The sequence below is a fragment of the Neiella marina genome, from assembly GCF_002165625.1.
Taxonomy (GTDB): domain Bacteria; phylum Pseudomonadota; class Gammaproteobacteria; order Enterobacterales; family Neiellaceae; genus Neiella; species Neiella marina.
In genome coordinates this window covers 1-15,286 of sequence record NZ_NGNS01000021.1, presented here as the reverse complement: position 1 = coordinate 15,286, position 15,286 = coordinate 1, and the positions used below count along the sequence as shown (strand labels likewise).

Annotated in this window: 7 protein-coding genes; 5 read left to right on the top strand and 2 right to left on the bottom strand. The window is 49.2% G+C overall.

What is annotated here, in order from left to right:
* The first annotated feature begins 30 nt into the window (after positions 1–30).
* The 4 genes from metB (at position 31) to CBE68_RS14505 (ending at position 5,476) form a co-directional block, all read left to right on the top strand.
* The gene (gene metB / locus CBE68_RS14520; RefSeq protein ID WP_087506824.1) at positions 31–1,185 is read left to right on the top strand and encodes a cystathionine gamma-synthase; all 1,155 of its coding nucleotides are present in this window, start codon (positions 31–33) and stop codon (positions 1,183–1,185) included.
* A gap of 72 nt (positions 1,186–1,257) precedes the next feature.
* On the top strand, positions 1,258–3,666 hold the full coding sequence (gene metL / locus CBE68_RS14515; protein WP_087506823.1) for a bifunctional aspartate kinase/homoserine dehydrogenase II: 2,409 nt from the start codon (positions 1,258–1,260) through the stop codon (positions 3,664–3,666).
* 137 nt (positions 3,667–3,803) lie between these two features.
* Positions 3,804–4,694, top strand: coding sequence for a methylenetetrahydrofolate reductase (gene metF / locus CBE68_RS14510; protein WP_087506822.1), 891 nt, complete (start codon positions 3,804–3,806; stop codon positions 4,692–4,694).
* Positions 4,695–4,957: 263 nt separating this feature from the next.
* Positions 4,958–5,476, top strand: coding sequence for a hypothetical protein (locus tag CBE68_RS14505; protein ID WP_087506821.1), 519 nt, complete (start codon positions 4,958–4,960; stop codon positions 5,474–5,476).
* 179 nt (positions 5,477–5,655) lie between these two features.
* Here CBE68_RS14505 and CBE68_RS14500 read toward each other — a convergent pair whose 3' ends face one another.
* Entirely contained in the window at positions 5,656–9,129 is a 3,474-nt protein-coding gene (locus tag CBE68_RS14500; protein WP_087506820.1) for a TonB-dependent receptor, read from the bottom strand.
* A 545-nt stretch (positions 9,130–9,674) separates the two neighbouring features.
* A complete protein-coding gene (locus CBE68_RS14495; protein WP_229744769.1) occupies positions 9,675–13,157 on the bottom strand; it encodes a TonB-dependent receptor in 3,483 nt (1,160 codons plus the stop codon).
* 396 nt (positions 13,158–13,553) lie between these two features.
* On the opposite strand from CBE68_RS14495, the gene CBE68_RS14490 reads away from it, so the two are divergent.
* Complete coding sequence (locus tag CBE68_RS14490) at positions 13,554–14,687, top strand: mandelate racemase/muconate lactonizing enzyme family protein (protein ID WP_087506818.1); 1,134 nt, start codon at positions 13,554–13,556, stop codon at positions 14,685–14,687.
* Positions 14,688–15,286: the final 599 nt, after the last annotated feature.

Here is a 15,286-nt window from a genome sequence, read left to right as displayed (position 1 = left end):
CAGGCAGCGCTTGCAGCTCTGGAGAACATCATGACGGATAAAAAAGTCGCCACCACCGCGGTTCGTGCTGGCATTGATAGCGATAGCCAGTTTGGTGCCGTGGTACCGCCGGTCTATTTAACCTCGACCTACAGCTTCGCTGGCTTTGATGAAAAACGTGAGTTTGACTATTCACGCTCGGGTAATCCAACTCGCAATATGCTGGGCAAAGCCCTGGCTGAGTTAGAGCAGGGCGCCCATGGCGTGGTCACGGCATGCGGCACCGCCGGTTGTCACTTGGCGACCATGTTACTGAGTGCCGGTGACTTGTTGGTGATCCCGCACGACTGTTACGGCGGTACCTATCGTTTATTTACCAATCTCGCGGCGAAGGGCCATTTTGAATTGGCGATTGTCGACCAGCATGATGAGCAAGCTTTAGCCCAAGCGTTAGCGCGCAAGCCGAAAATGGTGTGGGTTGAGACACCAAGCAACCCGCTGATGCGTTTGGTTGATATTGCCGCTATCTCTGCCAAAGCCCATGAGGTAGACGCCTTGGTTGTGGTCGATAACACCTTCATGTCGCCAGCGCTGCAGCAGCCGCTAACGTTGGGCGCCGACCTTGTGTTGCACTCAACCACTAAATTTATCAACGGTCACAGTGATGTGGTTGGCGGTTGTTTAATTGCCAAAGATCCAGAAATCGGTGAACAAATTGCTTGGTGGTCCAATTGCATTGGTGTCACTGGCGCGCCGTTCGATAGCTATTTAACCCTGCGCGGTATTCGCACCTTGTTGCCACGTATTCGCCAGCATGAAGAAAATGCGCAGCAAATTGTTGAGCTATTGGTCGCTCATCCGAAAGTTTCTAAAGTTCACTACCCAGGCTTGGCAGACCACCCAAGCCATGAGCTGGCTAAGCGTCAGCAACATGGCTTTGGCGGCATGGTGGCCTTTGAGCTTGACGCTGAGTTAAGTGAAGTCAAAGCATTCCTCGCCGAACTCAAGCTATTCTGCTTGGCAGAATCTTTAGGTGGTGTAGAGAGCTTAATCGCCCATCCCGCAACCATGACCCACGCAGCGATGGATGAAGCCGCACGCTTAGCGGCTGGCATCACAGACAATCTGCTGCGCCTATCGGTGGGTATTGAACATGCCGATGATTTGATTGCCGATTTGCAGGCGGGTTTAAAAGCCATTAATTAAAACGCCAAGAGCTAAACCAGAACTACAACAAAACAATAACGCTGTACTCAGCGATTAGAGGAATAAAGTCCCATGGCAGCCCCTCAGGTCCATAAATTCGGCGGCTCAAGTTTGGCCGATCCCCACTGCTTTGAAAAAGTATGTGAATTGGTGCAGGAAAACACCCATGGTGGTGACATGGTGGTCGTCTCGGCCGCCGGTAAAACTACCAATAACTTGTTGGCCCTTATGGATACCGAAGATGCTGCCGAGCGAACTAATCTACTCGAGCAGCTCCATCACTTTCAGCAAGGGCTGATCGAAGCCTTACTGCCAGCAGCAGCTGCACAGCCTCTGCTGCAGGCGCTGGCGATGGATATTGCTAACCTCGAAACTTGGCTTCAAGACCTCCTTAACCTAGAACGTCAGGCCGAGTTTGTGATTCACGGTGAGATTTGGTCGGCGCGCTTGTTAGCCGCGTTGCTCAATAGCCGAGGCAGCAAAGCACAATGGCTTGATGCGCGGGTGATTTTTGTCGCCGGTGATGGTCCTCAACCGGCCATTAGCGTTGAACAGTCAAAACCTAAACTGGCGCCGATTCAACAGCAGCATGCCGATGCCAGATTGATCGTGACCGGTTTTATCGCTCGCAATCAGGCCGGCCAAAGTGTCACGTTGGGCCGCAATGGTAGTGACTATTCAGCATCAATGTTGGCGGTCTTAGCTGACGCCAAATCCGTCACCATTTGGACTGATGTCGCTGGGGTTTACAGCGCCGACCCGCGCAAAGTGACCGGTGCTCACACCTTACCGCTACTGTCGTTGCAAGAGGCCGACGAGCTCGCCCGGTTAGGATCGCCTGTGTTGCATGCTCGCACCTTACAACCGTTATTGGGCACCCATATCCGTGCAGCCGTGCGCTCTACCTTTGCTGCTCACGGCAATGCCACGCAAATGATCTCTGGCCAAGCGGGTGATAAGGGAGCTAAGACGGTCACTTACTTAGAACGGGTCAGCGTGATCTCAATAAACAGCAACAAAGGCAAAGAAGTTGCTGCGCTGCATGAGTCGGTGACTGAATTGTTCAACAAGCATCAGCTGATGCCGTTGGCGTCTCATGTCAGCCAAGATCAGGCCTGTTTGCGTTACTGTTTCACTGAAGAAATTGCTTCAGCCGCCTTGGAATTACTAGCCGACTATCCGCACAGTGGTCACCTAACGCTCAACGATCGCCATAGTTTGCTGGCGCTGGTCGGTGCCGGAGTGCGCGACAATGCCCGCCACTATCACAGCTTTTATCGCCGCTTAGATCATGCGCCGGTTGAGTTTATTGAGACAGGGCCAGATGGTGTGTCGCTGGTGGCGGTGATGCGGCAAACTGAATTGGATGAGCTGGTGGCGCAACTGCATCAGGCCATTGCTAGTCCTGATAAGCGCCTCGGGATTGTATTGTTTGGCGCCGGTAAAGTAGGTCAAGCTTGGCTTGATTTATATGCTCGCGAGCAAACTCATCTGGCCAACCACCACAACCTCGATGTGGTGCTTGCCGGTATTGTCGGCGAATCGCGTGCCTTGATTGATTTTGCTGGTCTGCCAGAGCAAGCGTTTAGCGCTTATGCCAATGACAGCAATGATTATGATATGGCACAGCTAACAGAATTGCTGGCCAGCCATCCGTTCGATGAGCTGGTGGTTATTGATGCGACTGACAGTGAAGCCTTTGGTCTTGAATATCCCCGACTGTTTGAAGCCGGTTGTCATGTCGTTAGTGCCAACAAACAACCCGCAGCGGCGTCTCTTAGTGTCTATCGAGAGATCACCCAGCATCAGCAAGAGCGCGCCCGCCACTGGTTATTTGGTGCCACCATTTCTGCTTGTATGCCAATTACCGAGTCGATTGATGCGCTGCATTTTGCTGGCGATCAGGTTGAGCATGTCGAAGGCGTGTTCTCTGGTACTTGGAGTTGGTTACTGGCTCACTATGACGGTCAAGGCTCGTTTACTGAGCTGGTGCAACAAGCCATGTCGCTGGGGCTGACCGAACCCGATCCGCGGGTTGATTTGTCGGGTGAAGATGTAGTCCGCAAGCTGCTGATCTTGGCGCGGCGACTCGACCTTGACGTTGAGCCCGAGCAAGTTGAACGTCAAACCATATTGCCCGCCGGTTGGGAAGCGATGTCACTCGATGCCTGTTGGGATGAAGCCGAGTTGCTGGACCAGCAAATGGCGTCACTTTATCAGCAAGCCGCTGAACAAGAATTGGTACTGTGCTATCAAGCCACTTTAGATCGCAGTGGCGTCATTCAAGCGGGGTTGGGCATGGTGCCGCGCGAGCATAAATTTGCCAGTTTACCGCCAGCCGTTACTGCAGCTGCAATTAGTAGCCGCTGGTATGCCGAAGATCCGCTCGTATTGCAAGGCCCCGGCGCGGGCCTTGAACTGGCTGCAGGGGCGATTCAGATGGACTTATTCCGGCTTTGCCGATTACTGCGCCAAGTCTGATTAACGTTTGCACAGGTTTGACCGCTAGCTTGCGGTCAAATTCAAGGTTGACACTCACCGCGTGCATCTGTAAAAAGACGTATAGACGTCTAAACATCTATATGTCGGTTTGACTAAATTGCGAAGGACCCAATGTTATGAGTTATCACCACGCCCAACACCTCGGCTCTCTGAATGAAAGTTTGGCCGATCTATCCGGCGACATTAACGTCTCATTTGAGTTCTTTCCGCCGAAAACCGAAAAGATGGAACAAACCCTGTGGAGCAGTGTGAAGCGCTTGGCGCCGCTGAAGCCCAAGTTCATGTCGGTGACCTATGGTGCTGGCGGTGGTGAACGTGACCGTACCCATGAGATCGTCAAACGAATTCAGAACGAAACCGGTGTTGCTTCGGCGCCGCATTTGACCTGCATTGACGCCAGCCGCGACGAGCTACGCGGCATTGCTGATGAATACTGGAATAACGGTATTCGCAGTATTGTGGCCTTGCGCGGTGACTTGCCAGAGGGCAACCCAGAGCGCCCTGATATGTACGCTGCCGATTTGGTTGAGCTGCTCAAGTCTCAGCACGATTTTGATATCTCCGTCGCGGCCTACCCAGAAGTTCACCCTGAAGCGAAAAGCGCTCAAGCTGATTTGATTAACCTCAAGCGCAAAGTCGATGCTGGTGCAAACCGCGCTATTACTCAGTTTTTCTTTAACGTCGAAAGCTATCTGCGTTTTCGCGATCGTTGCCTGACAGCTGGCATCGATGTTGAAATTGTGCCTGGCATTTTGCCGGTGACCAATTTCACTCAGCTAAAGCGCTTTGCCGACATGACCAATGTTGCCGTGCCGCAGTGGATGCACACCATGTACGATGGCCTTGATGAAGACCAAGGCACCCGTAACTTGCTTGCCGCTTCGATTGCCATGGATATGGTTAAGGTACTGCGCAAAGAAGGGGTGAAAGATTTCCATTTCTACACCTTGAATCGTGCCGATCTGTCTTACGCCATTTGCCATACCTTGGGCGCTCGTCCAGCTTAACCACGCAGTCCCAAAGTTTTTGGCCTCAATCACAGTTGAGGCCAATTTTATGCTGGAAAATCATAAGCTCAACAGGTAGTTTTAACTCAGCGCAGGCATGCGCTACTCATCGGCATATGGCTATTCTTTTCGCATATGCTATCCCGTGATGTGATTAACAAGGAGATTCCTGATGCTGAATTATCCACTCCTCGGTGGCGACGGCGACGGCAAAGAGCCAAAGCCACCTAGCCAATAAACCTCATATTTGAGTCGATATACGGATGAGCGACTTTTGGGCAGCCTTGCAGCAGTTCGATTGGGGGGACTTCACTCTCATCGCCGCGTGGTTAATGGTTTTAATCAACTGGCGCTCACCGATTATTCGAAATTTAGCTCTCGCCAATGTCATCATCGCCCTGATTGGCGGACAACTGATGGCTTATATCCGGCAGATGCCCTATGAGCAACTGCAGTACTTTTGGTACCTCGGTGCGGCCAGCGTTAATTTTATCAAAGCCTTGTTTATTCTGGGGCTTATCAGTTTTAACATTGCTTACCTGTGTAAAACTGCTGGGCAATTGATGGCGATTTTCACGTTGCTCGGAGTGTTAAACATTATTCGGTTTACCGATCGTTTTATTGTTGAACACGAGCTTTCTGGCGGCCTATTGGCGGCATCTTATTCGATACTAGTTCCAGCGCTAAACCTACTGGCGCTAATTGCCTTGGCTCTGCCGGCGATCCAGCGGCTGCTTCATTCCAATTCACGCAATCAAGATCGTTACCCAGAGCAATATTAGGGTGGCCCGCCGCTACTGATTGTTTAACCGGTAAAATTGATCCATTCGCGTCATCGCTTTGCTCTCATAAATCATATCGCTGGACTCATTCCCGATAGCGAGTTGAAAGCTAAAAACAAAAAAGCCAGCCCCGAAGGACTGGCTAAACGTTTCACACACAAATGTCGGTTGAGGACTTATTAGAAGAAGTTCACCCGAATACCGGCACGGTAAGTGGTGCCTGTGTGGTACTTGCGGACGGTACGAGATGACGGACCACCTTCACCTTCATCCAACACATTGCCACCCAAGTCGAGGAAGCGGCTGGTGAAGTATTGGCGAACGGGTTCATCTGTCAGGTTAACGGCCTGCAAAGTAAACAGGATGTGTTCGTTAAACTGGTAAGATGCTGAGAAGTCAAGGGTATTACGACCTTCTTCCCACAGTGTGCCCTGCTCCCAAGAACGCTGAACCAATTGGTCATCGGTGCCTTGATAAGCTAAACGAACCTGATGGCCATTCATTTCCCAGAAACCAGTGAAGTTGTACGAGTTCTCTGGTGTGTATGCCACTGGAAGGGATGGCAAGGTGACACTGTCATCAATTGATGAAACTTCTTGGTCATACTCACTATCCTGATAGGTGTAGTTGGCTTGCACACCTAGGCCAGACATCCAGCCTGGGAGCTCATCAAAGGTTTGCATGTATTGCAGTTCTAAACCTTTAATTTCAGCACCTTTACCATTGCGGATACGTGTAGTCTTGAACACCGCACAAGTGTCTTCCAAGTTATCGGAGTACCACCAGTCTTCATAAAGTTCGTTGGCCATTTGGGCACGTTTTGGCATACAGCCTTCAAGGCTATCGACACCGGCTACTTTCACCAGATCGTTGACATCATAAGCTGGTGCATCTGGGTCGAGGCCCACGCCACGCAAGTCATCCATGTAGGTATTGACGGTTTCTGACTCTTCGAAGTTGGACATGTCTTTGTAGAACAGAGTCGCGGCTACCATACCTGCTTCGTTGAAATACCACTCAAACGATAAGTCGAGGTTGTTCGACTCTAGTGGATCCAACTTGGTATTGGTCAGGGTGATGGTGTTGTTACGATCATTGCCACCCCAAACCGTTTCAACCACTTTGAAGCCTGGACGCAACGAATCGATTTGCGGACGAGACATGGTCTTCGATGCGGCGAAACGGGCAATCATTTCATCATTGATGATGTAGTTGAGGTTCAAGCTTGGTAGCCAGATGTCGTAATCATGCTCATCTTCTACGCCAAACGAGCGCTTACTGCGATCTTCGGTTGGTAGCAGGTTGCCATTGTCGTCGTAGCGACGCTCATCACCATAAACGTAGTAGGATTCAGTTGAGACATCAGAGTGACGCCATAGCCACCAAGTGCCGCCTTCTGCTGAATCGCGCTCGGCACGGGCGTCATAACAGGCGCCGGCATCTGGGATCTTGACGTCATCACGCTTGTCATTGGTACCAAGGGTGTCATAGCCGAGGCCATCAACACGAGACCAGCGGGTTTCTTCGTTCCAGTCTGTGCCGTAGAAAATGATGCCAGGACAGGCAGGGTTAGCAGAGTTACGCACTTCGGCCATGTGGTGCGGATCGAACACTCGGCCCAAGTTACCCGGGTCTGAATGGAAGGTCACACCAGAATACCCGCGAGTGTCGACATCGGTTTTGACGTAGCGAACACCGGCATCACCAGTCACTTGGCCATCAAAGAATTCAAGGTTAGTTTTGAAATAGGCGGCGATGGTATCGAGCTCAGCCCAGCGAGTGGCTGAATCATCGATCTTCATTTCTACTTCTGCACTACCTAGGGCTACTTCAAAGGCTTTTTCTGGATCAAAGTGGTTCCAACCACGGGTAAACATATCGCGCTTGTAACCCAAGCCTGACATGAAGCCGCTGGCCGGAAACTTGCCGTCTGCTGCGTACATATCGCCGGTCAAATCTTTCAAACCAACCTGGAAGGTTACCGGTTCACCCGTATCTGGGTTGGTCACCACCACGCCTTCGCCTACCGATGAGAAGTTTGATACTTGGTCATCGACGTATTTGTCGCGGTTAGACCATTTAGCACCCACTTCAATTTGCGTCACTGGGCCAAACTCAATGTCCCAATCAACGTCAAAGTGAACATTTTTCTGTTCATCTTCCACTGCTCTTAAGGTCCGAGATAGATAGCCTAAGTGCTGTGCTTCAAGTTCTTGTGGGTTGAAACCTGTGGTTGAACGGTTGTCCCAAACGGCATTTGGATCGCCAAAGTCGTTGTTCTCGCCATAATCGATATAGCCTTCACCACCGACTAACGAACATTTCTTACCGCTCTTGTTACATTCGTAACCAACCGGCTCTAACTCTTCTGGCAGAGTGTGGAACAAGGTCCACGAGTTCATGTTGGCGAAGTTCTGAGTGTTGGTATAAATCTGATTACCTGGATCTTGCTCAGCTTTTGAGTAACCGGCACCGAATTGAATGTTAACGGTGTCAGTGAGCTGATGATCGACTTTGAACGAAGCGACCTTGTTGATGTTTTCTAGGTCGTTTGAGGCCGCTTCCAAATCACCTAAACCGAAACGGTTTAACCACTTGGTCCACATCATGGTGTCAGTGTTCAGGGTGTGCCAATCGGCCTCTGGATCGGTGTATTCTGGCACCATATTGGGGTCGAAGTCGGCCGGTTGGCCTGCCACTAAATTGCCCCAGTTTGAGCCACGAGCAATAACCGCCTGCATGTCGCTGGTCAGCTCTTGCTTGGAGTAGTTGAGGTTGACATCAATGTTGGTGTCGTCGTTTGGCTGCCACTGCAAGCTCAAATCAACACCCATGCGGTCACGCTCTTCTTCGTAGTATTGGTACTTTGAGCGGAATGGTGTGATGCCCCAAACATCTTCCAATAGGTTGCCGTCTTGGTCGCGGGCAACTGGCGAGTGCTGTGCTTGCCAGTCTGTTGCTTCAAATTGATCACGACGGAAGGTATTGGTTTCTTTGTAAGCGGTGATCAGAAAGGCGAAGCTTTCATCAAAAAACTTTTCTGAGAATGAACCAGAGATTTTGTAATCGTGCTCTTCGGACAGGTCGTTGTACCGGCTTTGACCGGTTAGGGTGCGAACCTTGTAGTTGAGATCCAGAGGCTTGGCTGAAGTCAGGTTAATGTTGGCACCAAGAGAGCCTTCATCATGGTCGGCACTTGGCGTTTTTACAACTTCAATTTTTGACAAGATATCAGAAGAAAACTGGGATAAGTCAACGCCTTGACTGAAGTCAGTACTACCTAGAGTGACGCCATTGAGGCTGACGTTGTTTTGCTGGGAGTTGGTACCACGAACAGAGATTTGGGTACCTTCACCACCTTCAGTACGAACAGATACACCGGTGACGCGGCCCAGCGCTTCGGCGATGTTTTGGTCGGTTGACTTACCGATATCTTCGGCATTGATTGAGTCAACAATTTGTTGGGCGAAGCGTTTGTCATTAATAGATTTTTTGATACTGCCGCGCAAGCCAGTGACTTCAATAACTTCTACTTCTTCGGCATTGGCTTCTGCCGCTTCTTCTGCATCCGCTGCATAGACACTTGCGCTCATCACTGAAGCAACAGCCAAACAGACTGCGCTTAAGCGAAAGGTTGTGTGTTTTGTGTTCATGTTTCCTCCCCCGAGGTACTTATAGTTCGATTCTAACGGTTGTTGCTGGTGGAAATCGATCCAATCAGTTAACCATTGGTTGCGAACCTAACATTGCCGTAACAATTGAATCAATGTGAATTGTTAACAATTGTCGTATGTTTGTTGACCGATTTTCAAAAGTGTGACTGCCTTCGTAATTGTTGACGCCAATAAATATATTTTTTCAATCGAATAAATTTGGTTGATTGTTAACTATTGTTTTAGTCGTTCTGGCGCCGTTTTATAGTTCGTTACTGTTATTAACATCACAAAACATAAGGTGTTGACGTTTGCTTGTGCTAAAAGGTTTGAGCGCGTGGTTGTCGGTGATTTTCAATGATTAGTTTTGATATTTTCTGGTATATGGGTGGGGCAGGTGACCATCGAATACGGTGAAATACATGGTTACCAGTTGTTGTATTGGTTGACCTGTTGCGGTTGTTCACCCCTTTTTGGTTCGCTGAAAGGATAAAAAAACCAGCTCCTAAGAGCTGGTTTTGGTGTTTTTTTGCGCTACTTTGAGCTTAGAAGAAGTTAACTCGAACACCTAAGCGATAGTTGGTGCCAGTGCGATAATCACGAACTGTGCGTGATTTAGTTGCACCATCATCCATTGGGCTGCCCTCGTCGAGAACTTCACCATTCAATTCTAAGAAGCGGCTGGTGTAGTACTGGCGAACGCCTTCATCGGTCAGGTTAACCGCTTGCAACGTAAAGGCGACGTGCTCATTGAATTGGTAAGTGGCAGAGAAGTCCAAGGTACGGCGGCCTTCCTCCCAAAGTGAACCATTTTCCCATGAACGCTTCGCCAATTGGTCCGTGGTGCCTTGATACGAAAGGCGGACTTGATGGCCATCCATTTCCCAGAAACCTGTTGCGTTATAGCTGTGCTCTGGGGTGTAGGTGACTGGCAAAGATGGCAGCATGACGCTCTCATCAATCGACGATACTTCTTGGTCATACTCACTGTCTTGGTAGGTGTAGTTAGCTTGTAAGCCCAAACCTGCCATCCAACCCGGCAGATCGTCAAAGGTTTGCATCACTTGTAATTCAACACCCTTGATGCTGGCACCTTTACCATTCTTAATGCGGGTGGTCTTGAACTGTGCACACATTTGTTCCAGATCGCCGGAGTGAACCCAATCTGATTCAAAGTCGCTATCAAGCATGAAACGTTTCGGCATGCACTGCTCGAGGCTATCGACGCCAGCGATCAGCACCAAATCGTTAACATCGTATTGCGGCGCGTTTGGATCTAGGCCGATGTCACGCAAATCATCCATATAGGTAACAATGGTTTCAGACTCTTCGAAGTTGGTCATGTCTTTGTAGAACAGACCCATGGCCAACATGCCCGAATCGCTGAAGTACCATTCGTAAGATAAATCTAAGTTGTTTGATTCGAGTGGATCCAACTTAGTATTGGTCAGCGTAATGGTGTTGTTGCGGTTGTCACCACCCCAAATGGTTTCGGTGACTTTGAAACCTGGGCGTAACGAGTCGATTTGCGGACGAGACATGGTTTTAGAAACCGCGAAACGAGCAATCATGTCATCATTGATAACGTAATTGAGGTTCAAGCTAGGCAAGAACAAATCGTAGTCGTGAGTATCTTTCACTGCGAATGAACGCTTAGAGCGATCTTCCGTTGGCACTAGGTTGCCGTTGTCGTCAAACTGACGTTCGCCGTAGACATAGTGTTTCTCGGTAGAGACATCCGAGTGACGCCACAACCACCACCAGGTATTTTCGCCGCTGCCTAATAATGTGCGCGGATCATGACAAGCGCCAGCGTTTGCCAGTGGGGTATCATCGCGGAAATCGCTGGTTCCTTTGGTGTCGTAGCCAAGGCCGTCGACTCGAGACCAACGGGATTCAGCGCTCCAATCATTGCCATACCATGAAATTTCTGGGCATAGCGGGTTGCTGGTATCGCGTAATTGCTGCAGTTTAAACGGGTCTTGTACACGACCCATGTTGGCAGGGTCATAGAAGAAATTGACGCCTGAGTAGCCATTTGCGGTTACATCAGTCGATACATATCGAACACCAACATCACCAGTGAGCTGACCGTCTAGCAAGTCAAACTTGGTTTTTAAGTAGACCGCAAAGTTATCCAGTTCGGTTTCACGAGTATTGGTTTTATCGGGAATGATGCCGATTTTTGGATCGCCCTGTACGGCTTCAAAGGCTTTCTCCGCTGAGAAAGTGGTCCAGCCATCGGTAATATTATCGCGGCCGTAACCCAAGCTGCCCATAAAATCACTGACCGGGAACGGCTCGTTAGTGGCAAACAGGGCTGTGTCGATGTCTTTCAAACCTGGTGTGATAACGGCTGGTTGGCCAGTATCTGGGTTGGTGACAACCACACCTTCGCCAACCGAGTTATAGCTAGTGGTTTGGGCATCAACGAACTTGTTGCGATTTGATACTTTGGCACCAAACTCGATTTGAGTCAGCGGTCCAAATTCAACGTCCCAATCAATATCGATGTAAGCTGATTTTTGCTCATCTTCAACGTTGTTCATGGTGCGACCCATGTACGATAAATGCTGAGCATCTAAATCATCAGGGTTGAAGCCTGTAGTCGTGCGGTTGTCCCAAATTGCCGTTGGGTCGCCCCAGGTGTTGTTTTCGCCATAGTCGATAACACCAGTGCCTGAAGACAACACACAGCGACCGCCTTTGGTGCAGTCGTAACCAACCGGCTCAATGTCTTCTGGTGACGTATGAGTCAGTACGGTTGGGTTTACATTGCCCCAGTTTTGCAACACAACATAGAGGTTGTTGTCAGGCACTTGCTCGGCAAGTGAGTAACCAAGGCCAGTGCGAACATTGATGCCGTCGGTCAATTGATGCTCGATGTTAAACGAGGCAATTTTGTTGATGTTGTCAAACTTGCCAATTGACTGCACCAAATCACCCAAAGCGAAGCGATTTTCCCACTTGGTAAAGGTATTGGTTTTGGTGTTAATCGTATGCCAGTCGGCGGTTGGATCGGTGTAATCACCGATGATGTCTGGGTTGAACTCAGTGGCTTCATCTTCGACCATGTTGGCATAGTCCGAGCCTCGAGTCCGGATGCCATGCATGGTTGAGCTTAGCTCCTGCTTTGAGTAGTTAAAGCTAAAGTCTAAGCTAGTATCTTCAGTTGGTGCCCACTGCATGACCAAATCAACACCATAGCGATCGCGATCTTGCAGGTGTGCTTGGTATTCGTTGTTGTAGCTCGACAGACCGTAAGCATCTTCTACCAGATCACCATTCTGATCGGTGGCCAACGGTGAATGGCGTACGCGCCAGTCATTGGCAAAGAACTCATCGCGGCGCACCGTGTTGGTTTCGGTGTAGGCGGTAATTAATACACCAAAGGTCTCGTCAAGAAACTTATGCGAGTAACCGCCCGACAATTTGTAGTCATACTCTTCAGCAAGGTCATTGTAGCGCGCTTGATAAGTTAGGTTACGAACCAAATAATTCATATCCAGAGGCTTAGCCGAACTTAAGCTAATGTTGGCGCCCAGCGAGCCTTCTTCATGATCGGCACTTGGTGTTTTGACTACTTCAATTTTTGACAAAATGTCGGCCGAAAATTGCGACAAGTCAACGCCTTGGCTGAAGTCTGTACTACCGAGTTGAACCCCGTTTAAACTGATGTTGTTCTGCTGAGAGTTGGCACCACGAACGGTAATGTTGGCGCCTTCGCCACCCTCGCTGCGAACCGATACACCAGTGACGCGAGAAAGCGCGTCGGCGATGTTTTGGTCCGTGGTTTTACCGATATCTTCAGAGTTAATAGAGTCAGAGATAGTCTCAGCAAAACGTTTATCATTGATGCTTTTCTTTAAGCTGGCTTTCAGGCCGGTGACCTGAATAACCTCAACGCCTTCGTTTGGATCTGTTTGCTCTTGTTCAGGGCCGTTGGCATCTTGCGCATGCACTCCGGCGCTCAGTACTGTGAGTACTGCCATACAGACAGTGCTCAGGCGAAAAGCAGAAGATTTCATCGCCATAGTTTCCCCCAAGGAAAGTTGTTATGAATCGAAAAAAAGTGAAATTGGCTAACGTCAATTTGAAATCGACGTCTTTCCTTGCCTAAAAATTGAGGTGAAAAATACCACCCAAAAACACTTTTAATCAATCCACATTGTTAACAATAAACCTTTAACCGTAATCAATTTGTTGAAATTGTGAGGTCGATCTTTGTTTTTATTTGAAACTACTAAGGCTTGAGTCTACGCGGGCTGGAGCGACTTATGCTTGCTATCAGAGGGCGAGCTGTTTGATGACTTGATCACATAACGACAACGCGAGATCAATAAAAATAGAACTTTATGTTTAATGTATATCGTTAACAATATATAGTTTGTTCAATGAAATTTTAGCTAGGGAAGTCGAACTAAATGACAGCTATCAGTCGGCTCGAAACAGCGACGTTGTCAACAGCAGTTGAATCCGTCGCTGTCGAGTACTATCAGATCCCATTGGCCGAAGTGCTATCCGATGCCAAACACGGCGACCATTACCACTTTGAACTAGTGGTTTGTCGAATTCGTACTGCCGATGGTTTTGAAGGGTGTGGTTATACCTATACCGGCGGCAAAGGTGGGCGCGCCATATACTCGCTCATCAATGATGAATTGAAGCCATGGCTCCAAGGAAAAGATGCAGCTCGTATTGAACATTTGTGGGAGGGCATGCAATACCACCTACACTATGTCGGTCGCGGCGGCTTGTTAAGTTTCGCCATTTCTGCAGTTGATATTGCGTTGTGGGACATCAAATGTAAGCGTTTGAACTTGCCGCTTTGGAAAGTTGCTGGTGGCGCTAGTAACAAGACGCCTTGCTATGCTGGTGGCATCGATCTGAATTTCTCTGAGGCGAAACTGCTCGACAATATTCAGGGTTATCTGAATAACGGTTTTAAAGCGGTGAAAATTAAAGTCGGCAAGGAAGACTATCGAGAGGATGTGGCTCGAGTGAAAGCCGTTCGGGAGCTGATTGGTCCTGATCTGGAGTTTATGGTTGATGCCAACTATTCATTGACGGTTGAAAAGGCTATCCGCTTTGGTCGCGCCATTGATCAATACAACATTGGTTGGTTTGAAGAACCAACGATTCCTGATGATTATCAAGGCTATGCGCGCATTGCGGAGGCAATCAATATCCCGTTAGCAATGGGCGAAAACCTTCATACCATTTATGAATTTAACTATGCTGCGCAGCAAGCCAAAGTCGGCTTCTTACAGCCGGATGCATCCAATATTGGTGGTGTCACCGGCTGGCTGAAAGCTGCTCAATTGGCCTATGCCTACAACTTGCCAGTGTGCAGCCATGGTATGCAAGAACTGCATGTGTCGCTGATGTCGTCACAAGCAAACTGCGGCATGATGGAAGTGCACTCTTTCCCAATTGATCAGTACACCAAACGGCCGTTAGTGATTGACGATAACGGCTTGGCAGTTGCTCCGGATACACCGGGTACTGGTGTTGAGTTTGATTTGCAGCTTTTGCGGCCGCATCAAAAAATGTTGTAACTGATTCACTGATTTTTGAGTTGGTACTCAAGTCCACCATGTGGCTGGTGGCAATACTTTCGCCCTCACACTGTTGAGGGCTTTTTTGTGCTTTGCAAAGCTGATGCGATCACGATACTTGGGAAGAGGGATGAAGGTTCCTGCAGCAAGCTTCTGCCGCAGGGAAGCGACAGTAGAGTCATCAAGGGACAAATTAATTAATTTGTCGCGAAGGCAGGAGGCCGAAGAGGGGCTTTGTCGAGGGCAGGAGCCCGGCAGCAAAGATTTTACGGCGTCTTGCTAAAGGAATTTTCGTTCCTCTGACAATTGCAGAAGGAGTAGCTTTCGAATTGCTTAGAGCAAGCCCTTTCGGAAATGTTGCCAGCGAGGAGCGACAGTAACCAGTAACTAAGTAGTGACGCTCAAGTCCATCCATGGAGCGCTCTACAACAAGCATCCTTGCTTGTTGAAGCACGACTTAGTTGCTGCCAGAAAGTAGAAAGCCACCCCAGAGGGCTGTCTCTTATACACAAATCCCCGCTAAGCAATTGGCGGGGATTTTTTTGAACTTTTTCCGTTAACTTCGATCTGATCTCCACACTACTTTTTGGGGAGTATCA